Genomic DNA, 19976 nt, shown 5'->3' on the forward strand with positions numbered 1-19976 from the left:
TGACTGGGGGTCGTGCGCTGACTGGGGGTCGTGCGCTGACTGGGGGTCGTGCGCTCGCTGGGGGTCGTGCGCTGGCTGGGGCTGCGACGAGGCTCCGGTCGAGTATTCGCACGGTCGGAGTCGGCAGCGACGACCGATGGTGAGAACTCGTCGAACTCGTCGGCGTCACTGCGCCGATGCCAGAAACCGGGAGGCGGTCGCAGCACCGAGGTATTGAGGTCGCTGCCCCGCACGACGGGACGAATCGAGCGCGACCGGCCGACGGCAAGGCCGAAACCTACGCTCGCCTTGCCGACCGCGCCGATCAGCCGGGCCGCTGGTCGGCGCCGCAACAGCACCGACTGGCTCCGTGCGCGATGGATCAGGCCGTCGCCGAGCGACGAGGATCGCGTCGTGGTTGCGGTGTCAGTGCTCACGAGCGCGGAATCCATGATGGGTGATCTCGAGCTGCTCCGATGCCGCCTCGCCGTTGGAGGCAGCGAACGTCGGGCCGCTCCACTTGACCGGGTACGCCTCGTCGAACTCCCAGGACCGTAGCCGAGTGCCGTCGCCATCGAGCAAGGTGATCGCCGCGGACTTGCGTTTGAGTTTGTTGCCGTTCGCAGCGAACTGCTCGCCTGACGCTTCGTTCAACCACGCGAGCAGGTTGTCTTGGCGGGTGAACCCGCGCTTCAGGGAGATGTTCGGCCACGTCATCCGACCGGGCAGCTTGTGCACGAAGCTGTTCTGACCGCCCTCTTGGACCTCTTCGGTCTCGATCGACACCTCGAGTCCGCTCACCTCGTTGAACCACCCGATGTCGAGACCGTCGACTTCGAAGAGGAAACGAGCCGAGTTGGCTCCGTGCTCGTATGGATCAGGCATCGGCGAGTGCGTCCCACGCACGTTGGTTCATGTCAGCGACGAGCTCGATCAGTCGAGCTCGGTCGGCGTGCTCGAGGTCGAGCAGCGTCTGGAGGTCCCAGTGGAGGTGGTAGGCGAGGTAGGCGATCTCGCTCCACAGCGATGATTCGGGATAGAGCTTCACGCCGTGCTCCCGTCACTCTCGAGCGGAGGAGACGACCTCTTCGACTCGTGCGCGCCGCGGTCGAGGAGCGGCAGCCGACGACGCAGCGTCGTCGGCCTCGCGCTCGTCGGTGAGCGCAGCGTCGTCAGTGTCCGGATTCGCAACCGCATCGCTCACCGAGGCGTCGTCCTCGAACCCGGCGTCGTCGTCGAACTGGGTGTCGGCGGGCAGGACACTCTCCTGCAACGCCGCGACGTCGGCCTGATCACCGAAGTTGATGATGCCGTAGAGGTCCTGGAGGAACGCCAGGTCCGCGGCGAAGAGGCCTTCGACCTCCTCGACGCCGACGTCGGGCAGCGTTCCGAGCTCGGTGATGACACGCGCCAACACCAGGATGGTGAGGTACGGGTCATCGGGCCCGTCGATGGTCCGATCCCGAAGGGGTTCGATTTCGTCGCGAGCCGTCGCCAGTCGCATCGTCCCGTGACGATGCAACTGGCCGTCGCTACCGACGTACCCCTTCGGGAGCGTGAACTCGAATTCGGTTCGCAAGACGCCTGCCGTCAGGCCCAGAGCAGGTTTTCGTGACGGATGGTCAACTCCTCGATCATGGCCTCACCCGACTTCGCGTTGAGATCGGACACCGACAGCTTCGAGGGAAAGCATCCTTCGAGGTTGAATCGAGCGATCTCGTCGAGTTGGCGGTTGAGGATGACGATCGACCCGGTCTTGCGCTGCACGGCCGCCCCTGCATCGACGGTGTCGTCGTACCAGTCGTTGACTGCCATGTCGGCGGTGAATCCGCGCTTGAGGACGACCTCGGAGAAGGTCTGACGATCGGGATACTTGATCTCGAGCGTGTTTCCCTTGGCGCTCATCGTCCGGTGGGTGATGACGCTCAGCTCGCTCGACAGGCCGGTGCAGCCCGTGAAGTACCCGAGGTTGACACCGTCGAGTTCGAAACTGAAGTACGAGCCCTGTGCGGCATTGAATTCAGCTGCCATTTACTTCTGCCTTTCGAGGAATTCGATCTGCAAGGTGATCTCTTCGATCATCGCGTCGCCGGAACCGGCATCCAGGTCGGAGCACGACCACTTCGACGGCCAGGCTCGGTTGACGTTCCAGCGAGAGACCTCTTTGCCTCCGAGGTTGTAGATGACGATGGAGCCGTCGGAGTAGGCCTCGTCTCCCTCCACCATCTGCATGTGCCAGTCCCAGAACTCGCGGTTGCCGGTGAACTCACGCTTGAGCGTGATCTCGCTGTACTTCACGGTGCCGGGTGTCCAGCGCGTGACTTCTTGACCCGACGCGTTGACGATGACGCTCTCGACCTCTTCGATGTCGATACTGAGTCCCGACACCTCGGTGAACACACCGCTGGCGACGTTCGAGAACTCGACGTTGAAGAGCGACGAGACGAACGGTGTGGTCTCGGCTGACCCGGGGACGATGGTGGTCACTGCGCGGCTCCTTCGCTGTGGCTACGAATCGACATCAGCTCTCGTCCTTGAACTGGCTGACGCGGAAGATCACGAACTCGGCCGGCTTCACCGGTGCGATACCGACTTCGACGACGACCTTGCCTTCGTCGATCGAGTCCGGCGGGTTCGTCTCGTCGTCGCACTTGACGAAGAACGCCTGCTCGGCGGTGTTGCCGAAGAGCGCTCCGTCGCGCCAGAGTCCCCGAAGGAACGAGTTGACGGTGCGTTTGAGCCCTTCCCAGAGTTTCTGATCGTTTGGCTCGAACACGGCGTACTGCGTGCCGTCCATGATGGTCTGCTCGATCATGTTGAACAAGCGACGAACGTTGATGTAGCGCCAGTCGCTGTTCGACGACAGTGTGCGGGCGCCCCACACTCGGATGCCCTGCGTCCCGAACGGGCGGATGCAGTTGATCCCGATCGGGTTGAGCAGACCCTGCTCGGCCTTGGTGATGTTGGTCTCGACATTGAGCGCGCCACGCACGATCTCGTTGGCCGGAGCCTTCCAGACACCGCGGGTCTCGTCGGTACGGGCCCAGACGCCAGCCAGGTGGCCGGACGGCGGGACCAAGATCTCGCTGTCGCCGTTGGTACCGATCGGGTTCGCCACCTCGATCCACGGGTAGTACAGCGCCGCATATGCGGAGTCGTACATCGCGACGTCGCTGCGCCATTCCTTGATCTGCTGGGGTGACATTCCCGGAGGAGCGTCGAGCACCGCCATGCGGTTGCCCTGACCTTCACAGTGGTTGATCACCGCGAGCTGGACGCTCTTCCACATACCGAGGTCGACGGAACCATCCTCTTGACGGGCGGCCGTGATGAGGTCGGGCACGATGACCATCGTGACCTCGTCGGCGATCGTGAGACCCGAGATGCCGGTACGGGCCGACTCCGACCCGTTGAAGGCACGGCCGGACACGCTGACCGGGGTCGGCTCGGCTGGCTCGATGTCGAACGTTCCGGTCGGCATCGTCTGCAGGTCGGCGGCGAGTTGATCGACGTCGATCTTGGTGTCGACCTTGACCTTGGTGGAAGTGCCGTTGATCGTGCTGGAGATCCCGCCGAGCGTGACACCGCTGTACACCTCGGGCTCGTCGTTGCCCGCTTCGTCGATCGTGATCGAGAACGTCGGAGCGTCGTCGTCACCCGCGTCATCGGCTGGCGACTCCTGCGTGATCGTGATCGACACGTCCGCGTTGGGCTCGACGGTCGTGAACTCGACGGCGGAGCCGAGTGCCCGATCAGCTGACGGCAGAGCAAGCGTGCCGGGCACGCTCGATGGCTCGGTGTGCGGGATCCGCACGATGTACGCCATCGATCCGCCGTTGTTGAAGTAGCCGTAGACCGACAGGGGCAGCATGGCACCCTTGACGAAACCGCCGTAGAGCTTCTCGAATTGGGTCCAGTTGGTCACGAGCCGAGGCTTCAAGCCGTCGGGATCGCTCGAATCGTCGGTCGGAGCTTTGGCGGTGAACCCGACGAACGCCGGAATGGCGGTTGCTCCAGCGGACAGTGACGCACTCGAGGAGGGAACTTCCTCCACATATACGCCAGGGGTGAGATAACTCGGCACTGCTTCCTCCCGTGATCTTTCTGTTGTGTCGGACGCCACGTTGGCGTCCGACGCACGCGAGAACCAGCAGTAGTACACCCGCTCCCGTGAGTGACGTCACAGTAACACTGAGCGGCATCGAGCGGAAGGACCCCGGCGAATTTGACACAAACCTGAGGACTCAGGCGGCTTCGCTGCCGGAGGCACCGTGAAGCGTCAGGGCACCATCTCTTTGGTCGCGCCGGGATTTCCCACGGTGATGACCCCGCCGTAGGCACAGTTGCACATCGACGAGTTGTTGAGCACGGGCATGTTGCCGATCAGCACCGTCGGGCTCCCCGGCACCCACGGCGCGACGGTCATCGGGGTGCACGTACCGGGCGTCAATACACCCAACGCGGCCGCAGTCTGGGCTGCGGTGATGGGATTGGCGAGCGACATGCACACACCGAAGGGGGCAATGTTCATCATCGGCTTGTTGTCGGCGATGTTGGCCGCCGGTTTGCCTTCGATGAACACCTTGTTGGCCGGTGGGACCAGCAACGTCGACGGAGCTGCGCCGAACGAACACGACAGCGTTGCGGTTGCCACCACCGGAATCCCCATGCGTCCACCGTACCGGAACGGACCGGCCCCGTCGCCGCGGCTCGACATGCGGGCACGCCGCCGAGCGCCGCATGCCGCGATGCCGGTGTGGATGCCGGTGTGGATGCCGGTCTGGATGCCGGGCTGGACGCCCGTGTGATTGACTGACCGGCGTGTCGGGAGGTCATGGTGGTAGTTGAAGCAGAGGCGGGTCAGCAGGCGTGGTTCGAGTTCGGCCGCCAGTTGCTGATCGATGTCGCCGCCCGCGCCGAACACAGCGGCCAGAACGAGACCGAGTCACTCGACACCGGCGTGGTCGGCGCCGCCCGAACTCGATTTCACCGATCCTTGTCCGAGAGCGGCGCCTTCGCCACGATCGCCGCGAACGCCGGGCTCGCTCCCGCCGATGCCGAGATCCTCGCACTGTTGGCGACGGCCGAATCGAATCTTGCGTGTGGTCGACTCGTCGCTGCGCTCCATGGGGACACTCGCCGTGCGCGCCTGACGCTCGGGCTCCTCCGCGACGTCTTCGGCCCGAACCACTCGGGTCCGCTCGCGGTCGCACCCGAGGCGCCCATGTGCCGCTCGGCGCTCGTCGACGTCGAGGCCACGGGTCCGTGGGCTGACCATGGTGTCCACCTGCACCCCGGGGTCGTGTGGGCGTTGCTGGGTGACGGTGCACCCGATCCCGAACTGCCTGACGACACCGAAGATCACGTCACCAGCATCAGGCACGCTGACGGCGCCGACTCAGACACCGTGTCGCTGCCGTCGGAATCGGTGCACGACCTCGTCGTGGTCAATGGCCCCGACCGGATGCGTCGCCGCCAGCACGGCACCACGGCCGCCTTCGGTGACCGGTTCCTCTGCGCAGCGATCGCGGACGACACGACGCCGGCACATTGGGCGTCGCTCGTTCGCGAAGCCACCGTGACGGGCCGCGGCATCGTCGTCGATGTCGACGGCACGCTGCCCCGGATCGGCGCTCGATGGATCGAACGGAGCCGGCACCTCTCCTGGGTGATCTCGTCGGCCAACGGCCCCCCGGTCGGAGAGTTGCCGCGCCGCAAGTGGATGAGCGTCGAAGCCGACGCTCGCGCACCGAGCGATGCCGAGTGGGCCACCGCGCTCGGGCCAGACGTCGAGCGAACCCACCGGCTCACGTTCGATCAGCTGCACCGCGTCGCAAGATCGCGCGAGGCCAGCGGCGGCGACCTCGATTCGGCCGTACGACGTCTCGCCAGCGGCAAGCTCGAACAACTGACCCGACGCATCAAACCGACGCGCGGATGGGACGACATCGTGCTGAGTCCCGATCGCCTCGCTGCGCTGCACGGCATCGTCGATCGCTACCGACTGGCGAACCGCATCTACGACGAGTGGGGTTTTTCTGCGTCGCCATCGCGCGGGCTCGTTGCGTTGTTCTCCGGTCCATCCGGCACGGGCAAGACGCTCGCGTCGGAGATCATCGCTGGCGCGCTCGGGCTCGACGTGTTCAAACTCGATCTGTCCTCCGTCGTCAGCAAATACATCGGTGAGACCGAAAAGAACCTCGAACAGATCTTCGACGCGGCAAGCGCTGCCAACATGGTGTTGTTCTTCGACGAGGCAGACTCGCTGTTCGGCAAGCGTTCCGAGGTCAAGGATGCTCGTGATCGCTACGCGAACATCGAAGTGTCGTACCTCCTGCAGCGCCTCGAGTCCTATGACGGGCTCGTCGTCATGGCGACCAACTTCGAAAAGAACGTCGACGAAGCGTTTTTGCGTCGAATCCACGCTCGGGTCGCGTTCGCGCTCCCCGGCGTCGACGAGCGACGCTCGATCTGGGAGCACAACATCCCGCCGAACGCGCCGACCGACGGCCTCGACCTGCAGTGGATCGCCGAGCGGTTCGAGCTCAGCGGTGGCACGATCCGCAACGCCGCGGTGCAGGCTGCGTTCAGCGCTGCCGCGATTGCCGAGCCCATCACGATGCGGGCCATGGTCGCCGGTGTGGCGGGCGAGCTCCGCAAGATGGGTCGGCTTCTGCGCGCCGAGGACTTCGGCGAGTACTTCTCGGCGATCGACCCCTGAGCCGGACGGAGGGTGGCCCCTGATCCGGCCACGGTGCGGCCACGACCTTCGCTCCCATGCGTGACGTTCGTCGGAACCCAGCTCGTCGAAGTAGGTTCGACCGACGTGAGCCGTCCTACGTTGATCGCCCCCTCGGTGTTGCCCGCCGACTTCTCACGCCTCGGTGACGAAGTCGCCGCACTGGAAGCGGCTGGTGTCGACTTGATCCAGTGGGACGTGATGGACGGACAGTTCGTCCCGAACCTCACCTTCGGTCCCGACGTCATCGCCTCCGCCCGCAGCCATTGCTCGGTCCCGTTCGAAGCGCACCTCATGGTCTTGACCCCCGACGTGATGGCCGAGCAGTACGTCCAGGCTGGCTGCTCCCGACTGATCGTGCACGCCGAGGCCTGCACCCACCTGCATCGAACGCTCACCAACATCAACGATCTCGGCGCGACCGCTGCGGTCGCGCTCAATCCGGCGACGCCGGCGTCGGCGGTCGAGCACGTGCTCGATCTCATCGACATGGTGCTGGTGATGACGGTGAACCCGGGATTCGGTGGCCAGGCCTACATCGCGACGATGGAGCCCAAGATCCGCCAGATCCAGCAACTCCTCGAAGCTGCCGGCCGCGCCGACGACGTCCACATCGAAGTCGACGGAGGCATCGGCCCCGAGACGATCGCCGGTGCAGCCGCTGCCGGAGCCAACGTGTTGATCGCAGGCAGCGCCCTGTACAGCGATCCCGAAGGGCTCGGGCACGCGGTGAGCGACCTACGCGCACGCGCCGAAGCTGCACGCGGCTGAGTGTCGCCAGCCCAATGCCGCCGGCCGTTCAGCGTGGCGGGCGAAGCATCCCCCACATGTGCGGGCCGATCTCGGTCGTCGGGTCGTCGCCGAACGACGAGAACCGGTGCACGTGCTCCCCGGCGGGAACGTCCCACTCGGAGATGACGTCGAAGCCATGACGCCGGTAGTACCCCACGTTCACGAGCGTCTCGGTCTCCAGATAGCAGGGAAGGCCCTCTGCGTCGGCACGCTCGAACATCGACTGCATCAGAGCTGCCCCGAGCCCCTGGCGTTGCCAGTCGGGATGGGTACCGAGTAACTGGAGATACCAGTGGTCGTCGGTCGGCGTGTGCGCCTCCATCAAGGGCGCAATGATCGTGAAACGTTCCAGCAGATCTTCGGGGAAGTGCGGCACCACATCGGGATCGGGGTCCGGTGGGATGGGCGGACGCCCTGGCGGAATCCACACGGCGACGGCCGCCGCATCGTCGGTGCACCACACGTCGCCGAGCCGGAGCCAACCCGCCATCGCTTCACGGAAGACCTCGCCGCCGGGAGCGAAGAACTCGTCGTCGTTCGGCCACAGCCACCGCATGATCGGGTCGTCGTGGAAGCTGCGCATTGCAGTGACACAGAGCCGTCCGAGGTCCGAGGGGGTCGCGCGACGAACGAGCATGGCACCGACCGTAGTGGAACGGAACCGCGGCGAAGCTGGTACAACCGGAGCGTGTCCGTCGAACCGACTCCCACGGTGACCATCGGGATGTGCTCGGCGCGCGCCGCGCTCGCCGGAAACCCGTCCGACGGCTACGGCGGACACGTGGTGGCGGTGCCGGTGCCGGCGGTTCGGGCCACGGTTCGGGTCGCTCCCACCTTGCGCTTCGAAATCCACCACTCCCCCACGGTCGACGACACCTTCGACGACCACGATCACCTGGTGGCGAACGTCGACCGCTACGGCTACGGCGATGCGCGCTCGTTGATACTCGCCACGCTGCGAGCGCTACGCCGTCACCTCGATGCTCGGATCGCACCCGTTCGGCTGACGGTCGAGAGCAGCATTCCGCGTTCCGTCGGTCTCGCCGGGTCCAGCGCGATCGTCATCGCGACCATCCGTGCACTCATGCAGACCGAGCCAGACGCCGATTGGGTACGACCGCTCGCGGATCCTGCGGTGCTGGCGGCGCTCGCCCTGAGCGTCGAAGCCGACGAACTCGGCGTGGCTGCCGGCTTGCAGGATCGGGTCGTCCAGGCGTTCGGCGAGCCGATGTCGATGGACTTCTCCAATGTCGCACCGGTGCACGGCGCGGCACTGCTCGCCGGCCGCTACGCCACACTCGCCGCTCCTCCAGGCATCATGTTCGTCGCCGTGCTCGACCAGGCGGCCGGTGAGAGCGGCGTCACCCATCGAGCGCTTCGATCCGAGCACGACGGCGACGGCGGACGCACTCGACGACTCATGGCCGAGATCGCCGAGCAGGGCCGCGCCGCTGCGCTCGCCATCGAGCGGCATGATGCGATCGCGCTCGGCGCAGCGATGGACACCACGCTCGATCTGCGTCAGTCGATGATGGTGCTCGACCCACGTCTGCTCGCCGTGTCCGATGCAGCTCGGGGTCTCGGTGGCCACGCCAACTGGTCGGGCTCGGGCGGCGCGGTCACCGTGTTGGCGCCCAACGACACCGTTGCGACGTCGATCCGGGCGAGCGTCGCCGAACTCGGCGGGCGGATCATCGACATCACCGACTGACGACTACCGTTCGCGTCATGTCAACCTCCAGGTCAGACGTCTTCCACCTCGGTCTTCGACGCGAGCAGCTCCACGGCGCCACGATCGCGATCGTGCCCGGCGACCCGGCACGAGTCGAACGCATCGCCGAGCGCTTCGATCGATCCGAACCCTTGGCGACCGTCCGCGAGTTCACGTCGTGGCTGGGGTGGGCAGGCGGCGTCGCCGTGGTGGTGTGTTCCACCGGGATCGGTGGTCCGTCGACGTCGATCGCCGTCGAGGAACTCGCTCAGCTCGGCGTGCGCACGTTTCTCCGCGTCGGCACGACCGGAGCGATCCAGCCCGGTATCTCGCCGGGCGACGTGATCGTCACCACAGGCGCCGTCCGTCTCGACGGGGCGAGTACGCACTTCGCCCCGCTCGAGTTCCCGGCTGTCGCCGATCACGACTGCGTGGCGGCGCTGATCGCAGCAACCCGTGCCGTCGGCATCGAACCGTCGGTCGGCATCACTGCGTCGTCCGACACCTTCTACCCAGGCCAGGAGCGCTACGACACGTTCTCAGGTCGCGTCACCCGTCGCTTCCGCGGCAGCCTCGAGGAGTGGCAGTCCTACGGCGTACTCAACTACGAGATGGAAGCCGCCACGCTGTTCACGATGTGCGCGACCCAAGGCCTCCGCGCCGGCTGCGTGGCCGGGGTGCTGGTCAACCGTACCGAGGAAGAGACCCCCGACGAACACGCGGCTGGCGAGGTCGAGGCCACGTCGATCGCGGTGGTCGTCGACGCGGTTCGACGCCTCGTCGCTCAGGCCTGAGCGGCGCGGATCGCATCGGCCACCTCGGTGGTGGCGCTCATGCCGAGCCGACTCGCTCCGGCCGCGAGCATCTGCTGCACGTCGTCGAGCGTGCGGATCCCGCCCGAGGCCTTCACCCCGATCGCCGGGCCGACCGTGGCTCGCATCAGCGCGACTGCGGCTTGCGTTGCGCCGCCCGCCGGGTTGAACCCGGTCGAGGTCTTCACGAAGTCCGCTCCGGCATCGACGCTCAGCTCGCAGGCTCGTCGAAGCTCGCCGCCGTCGAGCACTGCGGATTCGAGGATCGCCTTCACCACCAGCCCGGGCGCTTCGGCGCGCACCGTCTGGACGTGACGTACCACACCGGCGTCGTCACCGGAGCGCAGCATGCCGACCGGGATGACCATGTCGATCTCGCGTGCACCGTCAGCAACCGCCGCAGCGGTCTCGGCAGCAAGCGCCGCCGGGCTCGTCGCACCGAGGGGGAATCCGACCACCGAGCATGTCCGCACCTCGCTGCTGGCGAGCCGCTCCGCCACGGTTGCCACCCACAAGCCGTTGACACACACCGATGCGGTAGCCAGTTCGAGCGCCTCGTCGCAGACCGCCAGGATCTGTTCGCGGGTCGCTTCGGGCTTGAGCAACGTGTGGTCGACCATGCGGGCGAACGTCGCCACATCGAGCGACGGCCGGGAACCGGGATCGGGCGGTGCTGCGTCCATGATGCAGGTCTAGCCGATCTCCGACGCCGACACGAGCGCACCAGGTCGGGACGAACGGCCCTGGCGGATACCTTGCTGCACGAGTTGAGTGGAACCATGAACAGGTATCCCGACGGAACGGTCATCCTTTCGAACGAGGAGTGCTGGGAGCTCCTCCGGCGAACGTCCGTCGGCCGGTTGGCGGTCTCGATCGCCGGAAAACCCGACATCTTCCCGATCAACTACCTGACGGACCGCGACGGTCTCGTGTTCCGCAGCGGCGCTGGCACCAAACTTGCCGCCGCAGCGCTCTTGCACGACGTGGCCTTCGAGATCGACGGCTACGAGCCGACGAACCGGATCGCATGGAGCGTGGTGGTGAAGGGCAAAGCCCATCAGGTGGAACGCATGGAGGACGTGTTCGCAGCCGAAGACCTGCCGCTGTTCCCCTGGCTCGCATCGCCCAAGCCCAACTTCGTCCGCATCGCACCGACGGAGATCACGGGGCGCAGGTTCCACATCGTCGATGACGTCTCCCCTGACACCTCGATCGGCTGGGAGGCGGTGGAGGCGAACGCCGCTGCGGTCACCGCAGAGCCCGGCGCCGAGTTCCACCGCGGCGCCCCGAAACTCCATCCGGACTGATCGGGGTCCCAACGGACCCCGAGCGCCAAACGACTCCAGGCGTCCGACACCGATCGCTCGTCACTCACTACGGTCAGGGTCATGTCCTTTCGCCACGATGCCTCGTCCGCCCCGAACGTCGCCGCCGACGTGGTCGCGCACATCCGGCCCGGCACGCAGCTGATCGTGCCGCTCGCGAACGGCGAGCCCGTCGAGGTCCTCGATGCCATCGAAGCTGCGGCGATCGCTGGCGACGACCCTCGCATCGACGCCGTCCGGGTCCACCAGATGCACGCGATCCACGAGCGTCGATACTTCGCCGGCGAGTTCCCCGATCGCCTCAAGCACATCTCGTATTTCCTGTCGCACATCACCCGCCCGCACTTCGCCAACGGCACGGTCGGGTTGATCCCGGCCCACTTCTCCGAGGTGTACGGCCTGATGCGCGGACGCGGCGACGACGCGCTGGTGGTCGCCGCCGCCTCCCCCCCCGACCGCCACGGCTACTTCTCGCTCGGCGTCTCGGCCGACTACACGGCGAGTTTCATCGGGCGAGCCCCGTTCTTCCTGGAGGTCACCGATGCGATGCCGAGAACGTTCGGCCGCAACCAGATCCACATGTCGCAGGTCGCCGGGTGGTGCCGCAGCGATCGACCGCTGGTCGAGGTCGAGCCGAAAGCCCCGAGCGACGTCGACGCCAAGATCGCCGCGTTGGTCGCCGAGCGAATCGCGGATGGTGCGACGATCCAGACCGGCATCGGCGCGATTCCGAACGCGATCATGGCGGCGCTCACCGACCATCGAGACCTCGGGATCCACACCGAGTTGTTGTCCGACGGTGTCATCGATCTGATGGAGGCCGGCGTCGTCAACGGGGTCAAGAAGCGCCTCAATCGCACCAAGACAGTCGGCACGTTCGCGCTCGGCACGGCGAGACTGCACGAATTCCTGCACGAGAACACCGCCATCGAGTTGCACGCCGTGCGCTACGTCAACGATCCACGAATCATCGCCAACGAGACCAACTTCGTGTCGATCAACGCAACGCTGTCGGTCGACTTCCTCGGCCAGTGCGCATCGGAGACGATCGACGGGCACTACTACTCGTCGTCGGGCGGCCAGAACGACTTCGCCAGGGGTGCGATGTACTCCGAAGGCGGCCAAGGCTTCGTCGTGTTGCACTCGACGACGTCGTCGGGTTCGTCACGAATCGTGCCTCGCCTGGCCGCGGGCGACGTCGTGACCACCCCGAAGAACACGGTCGACAAGATCGTCACCGAGTACGGCGTAGCGGAACTGCGAGGCAAGTCGGTTCGAGAGCGCACGCGCGCCTTGATCGACATCGCGCACCCCGACCATCGCGACGCGCTGATGACCGAAGCTCACGCGATGAACTTCGTCTGACGCAACGGCAACGGTCCCGACCTCCTGCCATCGGCACTGGCCACCCGCGTCGGGGCTGCTCGCCACGTCCGTGCGCTCGACCCCGGGACGCGCACCGGCGGGCGGACGAGGGGGTTCGTCCGCCCGCCGGTGACGGGTGGGATGACGGGTCGCGTCGGCGACGCGTCAGGCAGCGTCGGGATCGGTGACCACCACGGCCGTCACCATGCCGAACATGCCCTCGGCTCGCTCGACGTGGGTGAGGATGTGGCAGTGGAACACCCAGGTTCCTTGCGTGTCGGCCTGGAACAGCACCGAGTACCGCTCTCCTGGGGCGACGTTGATCGTGTCGGCCCAGTACGGCTGCTCGAGCGGGAAGCCGTCCTTGGCATAGACCAACTGCGGGAACTGATGCAGGTGCATCGGGTGCGCTGTCAGTCCCTCGTTGTAGTGGTGGATGACGCCCCACTGACCCTCTTCCATCACGATCGGTTCGGTCGCTGGGAAGCTCTTTCCGTTGAGGGTGAGTCCGATGACGCCAGCATCGTTGAGCACCATGGGCTCCTCGAACGCCAGGTCCATCTCTTCTTTGGTGGGGATCTCGATCCCGCTCACCGTGGTCCCGTACGGAATCGGGTTCTCGCCGATGATGAAGGCAGCGAACATGCCGTTGATCACCGACACCTGGCTGTGCAGGTGAGCGTGGTACATGCCGATCGCCGGGTCCTGGGCCACGAACTCGTAGGTGTAGGTCTCACCGGACGGAATCGGGTCCTGGGTGTAGGGCGACACACCGTCCTGGTCGTTCTCGGTGTGGATGCCGTGCCAGTGGATGTCGGTCCCCATCGGCGTCAGGTTGGTCAACTCCACCTGCACCTTGTCGCCGACGTCGACGATGATCTGTGGTCCCGGGACGACGCCGTTGTACGTCCACGCGTCGACGAACTCGCCAGGCGACACCTCCCACGGCGTCACCTCGGCGACGAGCGTGAACTTCTTGGTGCCGTCGGCGAGGATCTCGGGCTCCAGGATCGGGTTGCCCTTACCCTCGGTCGCGGCAGGGAACGCCAGCATCGAGTCGATCATCAGTTGGTCCATCTCCGCCGGCGTGAGACCTGCGTGCGGATCGGCCGAGCCCTCGTGGCTCGCCCCTGGCTCGGTGATGTTCAACTCGGCGACCATGCCGGACGCCTCGTGCCCGGCGATCGAGCAGTACACCTCGTAGGTGCCGGGCTCGAGGTTGCCGAGCTGCAGCGTGTCGACGCCGCGCGACATCAACGAGCGCGTCTGCACACCGAGATCGCGAACGACCAGGTTGTGTTCGATCGCACCAGCATTGACCACGTTGAGCGTGACGTCACCGGTCGGAGCGCTCAGCTCACCCGTGATCGAGAACTCCGCCAGGGAGACCTCGAGCTCCGACGACACGGCGTCCGAGCCGCCACCTCCACCGTTGTCGGAGTTGAACACGGCGATGAACGCCACGAGTACCAGCCCGAGCAGCGCGACGATGAGGAGCGCCATCATCAGCGGGAACACGAGATAGAAGAAACCCTTCGACGCAGCGCTTCCACCGCCTGATGTCGGCGGGCCGGAGGCTCCGGTCGATGGTCGTTCTTCGGTGATGGTCATGGGGTGCATCGTTCCTTTTCGTCGAGGGATGAAGTGGGAACCATTCGACTGTTTCAAACGACACATCCCTAGGGCCTTTGGTCCCTGCGTGGTCTGTGCACGACCGGCCATCACCGCACCGCGGTCGATGATGGTTTCGACGACTCAGTCGAGTTCGGGCGTCGGAACGACCGCCAGCGGGCAGGGCGCAGTCTGCAACAGCCACGTCGTGACCGAGCCGAGCAGGGTGCGACCGACGCCGCCGAGACCACGAGGCCCGACCACGATCAGGTCGGTCCCCTCGAAATGCTCGCTCAGCGTGCCTCGGACGCCGTCGGCGTTGATGCTGCGCACCGCGCGATGTGCAGGGTCCACCGCTTCTGCTTCTGCGAGGAGTCGTTGCTTGGCATGCTCGACGTCATCGGGGTGGCGTTCGACCCCGAGTTCGGGGCTGAGCCACGGGATCACGTCGACCGCGATCGATGCGACGATCTCCGCGTCGGCGGGCATCGTGTCGATCGCCCAGCGCAGCGCCGTCGCCGCATGTTCACTGCCGTCGAAGCCCACGACGACGCGACGACACGATGTCGAGCTCCACCCGGCGGGCACGACCACGACGGGTCCGTCAGCGTGCGTCACGAGATCGTGGCTCACGGAGCCGACCAGTCGGTGCTTGAGTGCACTGATTCCCCGGCGACCCACGACGACGACGCGGTCGGGGCCTGCCCGTTCGAGCAACACATCGGACGGGTGCCCTTCGACGACGACAGGAGCATCGACGACCTCTGCTGGCTCGACGCCGTCGACCACGTCACTCGCGACGACTTCCGCCTCGGCCTGCAGCCCCATCCGGTCGACTTCGATCACGCGCTTGCCGGAAGCGAGCCAGAGCGGCAACGGCAGGTGCCACGAGCTCACGGGTTCGACCCGTTCACCGCGGGCGTGTGCCATCGCCGCAGCCCACTGCAGCGCCGTGCGTGAGTCGTCGGAGCCGTCGATCCCTGCAATCCATCGTGTCATGAGGACATCGTCGCAGCCACGGGGCGTTTCGACCAGAGCCGAAGGGCACAGCGAGCGTTTCGTGCCTGCGGGACCTTTGGCCCTGCCGCCGAGACCGGGAACTCCGTCAGATTGGAGGCATGGCGCAGACGTCGACGACCCGAACGGCACTCCGGCATTCCCCGGTCGAGGGTGCATGGGTCGTCGGCGTAGACGGATCGGAGCGGTCGATCAATGCGGTGCGCTGGGCGTTGGCGCACGCGCCGGGTCGGGCCGAGCTCATTCGGCTTGCCGCGGCGTGGAACATTCCGGCCGCTCCGATGTCGCCTCCGTTCGATCCCGTGCTGTCCGATGTCGCCGGCACACCGATCGAACGAGATCTCCAGGCCGAGCTCGAACGCATCTCGACGGAGTTGGCTGCCACCAGCATCAGCACAACAGACGACTCCGACGAAGCCGGTCCGCGAATCGAAACGGTCGTCGCTCGGGGCGGCGCTGCCGCGGTGCTCCTCGATGCGGCGAGTTCTGCGTCGTTGTTGGTCGTCGGTTCACGGGGCCGAGGTGGCTTCACCCGATTGCTGATCGGCTCGACGAGCACACAGGTCGCGACCCACGCGCTCAACCCGACGGCGGTCATCCCCGATGGCTGCTCGCTCGATCCGGTCACCAAGCTGATCGTGGCCATCGACGGCTCACCGAACTCGATCGCTGCGCTGCGATGGGCGTTGCGATTCGCAGCACCCGGCTCGACGGTCGAGTGCGTGATGGTCTGGGACGTCAGCCCGATCTCTGTCGGCGCCGACCAGTTCTTCTTCCCTCAGGCGAGCGAACTCGCCGAGGAACGCTTCCAGCATCTGGTCGACGATGTCATCGACGAGGTCGGCGTCCAAGACGTCCAGGTGAAGCGTCGCTTCGTGGAAGGTCGTCCTCGCAACGTGCTCGCAGATCTCGTCGGGCCGAGCGAGTTGCTCGTGATGGGTGCTCGCGGGCACGGGGCGATCGGCGCCGCCGTGCTGGGGTCGGTGTCGACGTGGCTTCTGCACCGAGTGCACGCACCGATGGTCGTCATCCCCGATCCTCGCACCGACGACGACTGATCCGGTCGCCGCTGTCGCCTTCGCCCGCGCCGACGACGTCGACTCGACGACGAGGTGTGAAGACCGTGACATCGCTGGTCGTTGGTGCGACCCCGCTGCAGCGGTCATGATGTCAACATGATCCGTGTCTTCCTGCTCGACGACCATGAAGTCGTTCGCCAAGGGGTGAGAGCAGCGCTCGACGCCGAACCCGACTTGCAGGTGGTCGGCGAGGCCGGCGACGCTGCCCATGCGCTCACCGCGATCGCCGAGTGCCAGCCCGATGTGGCCGTGCTCGACGTGCGCCTGGGCGACGGCAACGGCATCGACGTGTGCCGGGAGATCACGTCCGAGTTCCCCGACATCCGCTCTCTCATCCTGACGTCGTTCGAGAGCGATCGAGCGCTCGTCGACGCCGGACTCGCTGGCGCTGCCGGATTCGTCCTCAAACAGATCCGCAGTCGCGAGTTGATCGAAGCGATTCGCCACGTCGCCGACGGCCGCACGCTCCTCGATGACGCCGCCGTGCGGATGGCGATGCGCCGAATGCGCGACAGCGAAGAAGGCCGTCTCTACGATCTGACCCCGCAGGAGCGACGCATCTTCGACTGCATCGGCGAAGGGATGACCAACCGCCAGATCGCGGCCGAGCTGTACCTCGCCGAGAAGACGGTCAAGAATTACGTCTCGAACCTGCTCGCCAAGCTCGGCATGTCACGGCGAACCGAAGCGGCGGCGCTGTCGGCGCGACTCGACGAACGCCAACACCACGACGACTGAGCGTCATGTGGGCCGACCGCGTCACTCGGTGGTCAGCGTCGCGCTGGCTCGACTGGCGGTCGGCACCGACCACGTCACGATCGTGCCGGTCGGGTGGTTGTCGCTCACCGAACATGTGCCCCCCAGCTCAGCGGCCCGCCACATCATGTTGGACAGTCCGCCGCGCGTCTTCGGGTCCCCGGCGATGCCGCTGCCGTTGTCGGACACGATCAGGGTGACCCGATCGGCACTCCGACGCACGACGACGTTGCTCATGTTCGCCTTGGCGTGCCGAGCGACGTTCGACAGCGACTCGGTCAGGGTGGCAACGAGTTCGTCGGCGATGAAGGCCGGCAGATCGTCGATGCGCCCGGCGACCGCCAGCGTCGGTACGAAACCCAGGTGCCGCGACCGTTCGTCGACGATCGACGCGATGTGGCCCGAGAGCGTCACGTCGTGCTCAGGCTGTCCGAGTCGGAAGATCGCTGCTCGCAACTGGCGGATGGTGTCGTCGAGTTCTTCGGTCACCGAGGCCACTCGGTCGAGGGCCGCGGGCGACTCGATGAGGCTGTTGAGCGCCTGCAGTGACATACCCGCCGCAAAGATTCGCTGGATCACCATGTCGTGGATGTCGCGGGCGATCCGCTCTCGGTCCCGCAACAACGCGACGCGTGCCATGGTCTCTTGTCGGTCGGTGACGTCACGCACTGCCGCGATGGTGAACATCTCACCGCCGAGTTCGACCGGGCTCAGACTGATCTCGACCGGGAAGGTGTGTCCGTCGGCGTGCTGACCGAGCAGTTCGAGGTCGGTGCCCATCGGCCGCTTGGTCGGGTGCTTGGCGTAGCTGCGCCGACGGCCAGCGTGATCCCCCCGGAACTCGACGGGGACGAGCGCGTCGACCGACATGCCCACCAGCGTCGAGGCCGGATAACCGAACGTCGCGCAGACGGCTTCGTTCGCGACGTGGATCTCCCCGGCGTCGTCGACCAACAGCAGCCCATCCGGGGACGACTCGACCAGCGCGTGCGCGATTTCATCACCGAAGCGTTGCATCATGACGTCGCCGACTCTAGGTGGCCGGGGCGGCCAGCACCCCAACGTCGGGCGCATCCGGCTTGCTGACGGGAATGTCAGCAAGGTGTTCGACCTGCTCGGCCCTCAGTTGATGGCGTTGTCGCATGCGTCGCCGGCAGCGACGACCGACACGTTGTGCAGCGTCGTCTCAGCGATGGCGGTGAGTGCCTCTGTCGTGAGAAAGCCCTGGTGAGCGGTGATCAACACGTTCGGGAAGGTGAGGAGACGAGCAAAGACGTCATCGGCCAGGATCTGATCACTTCGGTCTTCGAAGAACAGGTCGCCTTCTTCTTCGTAGACGTCGAGCCCCAACGAACCGAGGTGGCCTGATTTGAGCCGATCGAGTGCCGCTTGCGTATCGATCAACGCCCCTCGACCCGTGTTGACGATCATCACCCCGGGTCGCATGGCCGACAGCGTCCCAGCGTTGATCAGGTGATGGGTGTCGTCGGTGAGCGGGCAGTTGAGCGTGATGATGTCAGCGCGACGGAAGGCTTCGTCCATGTCGACGTAGCTGACGCCGAGGCTCAGAAGGTGTGGATCCTGAAACGGATCGACGGCGATCACTTCGCATCGCAGATGCCAGAGCAGCCGAGCGACGATCATCCCGATCTTGCCGGTGCCGATCACGGCAGCCGTCTTGCCGGCCATGTCGAAACCGACGAGGCCGTCCAGCGAGAAATTGCCGTCGCGGACGCGGGAGTGCGCTCGGTGGATGTGACGGTTGAGCGAGAGCATCAACGCGATCGTGTGTTCGGCGACGGCGTTGGGTGAATACGCCGGCACTCGCACGACGGTGATCCCAGCAGCCGTGGCCGCGTCGAGATCGACGTTGTTGAATCCAGCACACCGCAACGCGACGATCCGCGTGCCCCCGCTGGCGAGTTGCTGGAGGACCGGGGCGCTGAGATCGTCGTTGACGAACGCGCAGATCGCCACGGCGCCGTCTGCCAGCGGGGCGGTGCGCTCATCGAGGCGTGTATCGAGGTAGTCGATCTCGATGCGTTCGCCGTCCACCGCGGCATCAAAGCCTCGACGGTCGTAGGGCTTGGTCGAGAACATGGCCATTCGGATCATGACGTCTCCGTTCGTTGAGTCACTCGGTGAGGTTCTGCGCTGGGTCAGCTCGGTTGGCGGGCACCGGGCTCAGTGATCGGCGACGCCGCCGCCCATCAGACTGCCTCCGGCACCGAAGGGCCGTCGATGGTGCGGATGGTTGTCGCCCGGTGGCACCACGATCACGGGTCGATGACTGTTGCGCACCACCCAGTGGCTCGTGCTGCCGAGCAACGGCTCGTCGCTGTGGCCGGCGCCGTGGGAACCGACCACGACGAAGCCTGCATCGACCTCATCCGCGACTCGCAGCAGCACGTCGATCGGCGCACCGTCCTCCACCTTCCACGACCACCGCAACCCGTCGATCTCGGAGAGAACGGCCAAACAGTTGGTCTCCAACGCCTCGACGGCCTCGCTCCTGCCACTACCGGCTCCCGAGGCGATCCGCTCGAGCAGCCCACGCGCATGCACGGCGACGAGCTCGACATCGAGCCGCGTCGAGAGGTCAGCGGCGAAGAGCATGCCTCGTCGGGCTTCGGCAGAGCCGTCGACGCCGACCACGACGGGGTTCGACAGGCTTGCTCCATCGATCGACGACTGGTCACGGGCAGCATCGGCGTTCATGCCCCCATCCTGTCGCACCTCGATGGCCGACGACAGGGGAAAGAGTCATTTCATAGCGAAGGCCCTTGGCGA

Annotated in this window: 22 protein-coding genes and 1 pseudogene; 8 read left to right on the plus strand and 15 right to left on the minus strand. The window is 66.0% G+C overall.

Annotation, left to right across the window (positions count from 1 at the left end; genetic code table 11):
• The 8 genes and pseudogenes from ACE37B_RS24230 to ACE37B_RS24265 form a co-directional block, all read right to left on the minus strand.
• Positions 1-431 (minus strand): annotated as a pseudogene (locus ACE37B_RS24230) (hypothetical protein); the annotation flags it as partial.
• Entirely contained in the window at positions 406-864 is a 459-nt protein-coding gene (locus ACE37B_RS24235; protein WP_409925933.1) for a phage tail protein, read from the minus strand. The gene ACE37B_RS24235 and the pseudogene ACE37B_RS24230, both read right to left, overlap by 26 nt.
• Positions 857-1027, minus strand: a complete 171-nt coding sequence (locus ACE37B_RS24240; RefSeq protein ID WP_409925934.1) for a DUF6760 family protein — start codon at positions 1025-1027, stop codon at positions 857-859. The genes ACE37B_RS24235 and ACE37B_RS24240 overlap by 8 nt, the downstream gene beginning before the upstream one ends.
• Before the next feature lie 12 nt (positions 1028-1039).
• Positions 1040-1558 carry a hypothetical protein gene (locus ACE37B_RS24245; RefSeq protein WP_409925935.1) on the minus strand — a complete coding sequence of 173 codons (519 nt, stop codon included), beginning with the start codon at positions 1556-1558 and terminating at the stop codon, positions 1040-1042.
• Positions 1559-1569: 11 nt separating this feature from the next.
• The gene (locus ACE37B_RS24250; protein WP_409925936.1) at positions 1570-2010 is read right to left on the minus strand and encodes a phage tail protein; all 441 of its coding nucleotides are present in this window, start codon (positions 2008-2010) and stop codon (positions 1570-1572) included.
• Positions 2011-2466 (minus strand): phage tail protein, encoded by a 456-nt coding sequence (locus tag ACE37B_RS24255; RefSeq protein WP_409925937.1) that lies wholly within the window; start codon positions 2464-2466, stop codon positions 2011-2013.
• A gap of 34 nt (positions 2467-2500) precedes the next feature.
• Positions 2501-4063, minus strand: coding sequence for a phage tail sheath family protein (locus ACE37B_RS24260; RefSeq protein ID WP_409925938.1), 1563 nt, complete (start codon positions 4061-4063; stop codon positions 2501-2503).
• Positions 4064-4258: 195 nt separating this feature from the next.
• Positions 4259-4648, minus strand: coding sequence for a DUF4280 domain-containing protein (locus ACE37B_RS24265; RefSeq protein ID WP_409925939.1), 390 nt, complete (start codon positions 4646-4648; stop codon positions 4259-4261).
• 165 nt (positions 4649-4813) lie between these two features.
• Between ACE37B_RS24265 and ACE37B_RS24270 the strand changes: the two genes are divergently transcribed.
• Both ACE37B_RS24270 and rpe read left to right on the plus strand, forming a co-directional pair.
• A complete protein-coding gene (locus ACE37B_RS24270; protein ID WP_409925940.1) occupies positions 4814-6700 on the plus strand; it encodes an ATP-binding protein in 1887 nt (628 codons plus the stop codon).
• A gap of 105 nt (positions 6701-6805) precedes the next feature.
• A complete protein-coding gene (rpe, locus tag ACE37B_RS24275) occupies positions 6806-7489 on the plus strand; it encodes a ribulose-phosphate 3-epimerase (RefSeq protein ID WP_409925941.1) in 684 nt (227 codons plus the stop codon).
• Between the two features lie 28 nt (positions 7490-7517).
• Here rpe and ACE37B_RS24280 read toward each other — a convergent pair whose 3' ends face one another.
• Positions 7518-8147, minus strand: coding sequence for a GNAT family N-acetyltransferase (locus ACE37B_RS24280; RefSeq protein WP_409925942.1), 630 nt, complete (start codon positions 8145-8147; stop codon positions 7518-7520).
• A 51-nt stretch (positions 8148-8198) separates the two neighbouring features.
• On the opposite strand from ACE37B_RS24280, the gene ACE37B_RS24285 reads away from it, so the two are divergent.
• Both ACE37B_RS24285 and udp read left to right on the plus strand, forming a co-directional pair.
• Positions 8199-9221 (plus strand): mevalonate kinase, encoded by a 1023-nt coding sequence (locus ACE37B_RS24285; protein ID WP_409925943.1) that lies wholly within the window; start codon positions 8199-8201, stop codon positions 9219-9221.
• Between the two features lie 17 nt (positions 9222-9238).
• A complete protein-coding gene (udp, locus tag ACE37B_RS24290) occupies positions 9239-10015 on the plus strand; it encodes a uridine phosphorylase (RefSeq protein ID WP_409925944.1) in 777 nt (258 codons plus the stop codon).
• Here the strand turns inward: udp and deoC are convergent.
• A complete protein-coding gene (gene deoC, locus ACE37B_RS24295; RefSeq protein ID WP_409925945.1) occupies positions 10006-10716 on the minus strand; it encodes a deoxyribose-phosphate aldolase in 711 nt (236 codons plus the stop codon). The two genes, udp and deoC, sit on opposite strands and share 10 nt — an antisense overlap.
• 96 nt (positions 10717-10812) lie before the next feature.
• Here deoC and ACE37B_RS24300 point away from each other — a divergent pair, with 96 nt between their 5' ends.
• Both ACE37B_RS24300 and ACE37B_RS24305 read left to right on the plus strand, forming a co-directional pair.
• Positions 10813-11340: a pyridoxamine 5'-phosphate oxidase family protein gene (locus ACE37B_RS24300; protein ID WP_409925946.1), complete on the plus strand. Its 528-nt coding sequence runs from the start codon at positions 10813-10815 to the stop codon at positions 11338-11340.
• Between the two features lie 81 nt (positions 11341-11421).
• Positions 11422-12723 carry an acetyl-CoA hydrolase/transferase family protein gene (locus ACE37B_RS24305; RefSeq protein WP_409925947.1) on the plus strand — a complete coding sequence of 434 codons (1302 nt, stop codon included), beginning with the start codon at positions 11422-11424 and terminating at the stop codon, positions 12721-12723.
• 165 nt (positions 12724-12888) lie between these two features.
• Here the strand turns inward: ACE37B_RS24305 and ACE37B_RS24310 are convergent, their stop codons facing one another.
• Positions 12889-14334, minus strand: a complete 1446-nt coding sequence (locus ACE37B_RS24310) for a multicopper oxidase domain-containing protein (protein WP_409925948.1) — start codon at positions 14332-14334, stop codon at positions 12889-12891.
• Between the two features lie 144 nt (positions 14335-14478).
• Positions 14479-15333, minus strand: a complete 855-nt coding sequence (locus ACE37B_RS24315) for a universal stress protein (protein WP_409925949.1) — start codon at positions 15331-15333, stop codon at positions 14479-14481.
• Positions 15334-15452: 119 nt separating this feature from the next.
• On the opposite strand from ACE37B_RS24315, the gene ACE37B_RS24320 reads away from it, so the two are divergent.
• Together ACE37B_RS24320 and ACE37B_RS24325 are read left to right on the plus strand one after the other, a co-directional pair.
• Positions 15453-16409, plus strand: a complete 957-nt coding sequence (locus ACE37B_RS24320) for a universal stress protein (RefSeq protein ID WP_409925950.1) — start codon at positions 15453-15455, stop codon at positions 16407-16409.
• A gap of 117 nt (positions 16410-16526) precedes the next feature.
• Entirely contained in the window at positions 16527-17168 is a 642-nt protein-coding gene (locus ACE37B_RS24325; RefSeq protein WP_409925951.1) for a response regulator, read from the plus strand.
• A gap of 21 nt (positions 17169-17189) precedes the next feature.
• On the opposite strand, the gene ACE37B_RS24330 is transcribed toward ACE37B_RS24325, so the two are convergent.
• The 3 genes from ACE37B_RS24330 to ACE37B_RS24340 form a co-directional block, all read right to left on the minus strand.
• Positions 17190-18206: a PAS domain-containing sensor histidine kinase gene (locus tag ACE37B_RS24330; RefSeq protein ID WP_409925952.1), complete on the minus strand. Its 1017-nt coding sequence runs from the start codon at positions 18204-18206 to the stop codon at positions 17190-17192.
• Positions 18207-18308: 102 nt separating this feature from the next.
• Positions 18309-19298, minus strand: a complete 990-nt coding sequence (locus tag ACE37B_RS24335; protein WP_409925972.1) for a 2-hydroxyacid dehydrogenase — start codon at positions 19296-19298, stop codon at positions 18309-18311.
• A gap of 72 nt (positions 19299-19370) precedes the next feature.
• Positions 19371-19904: a universal stress protein gene (locus ACE37B_RS24340; protein ID WP_409925953.1), complete on the minus strand. Its 534-nt coding sequence runs from the start codon at positions 19902-19904 to the stop codon at positions 19371-19373.
• Between the last annotated feature and the right edge of the window lie 72 nt (positions 19905-19976).

This window comes from Ilumatobacter sp. (genome assembly GCF_046290335.1).
Classification (GTDB): Bacteria; Actinomycetota; Acidimicrobiia; order Acidimicrobiales; family Ilumatobacteraceae; genus Ilumatobacter_A.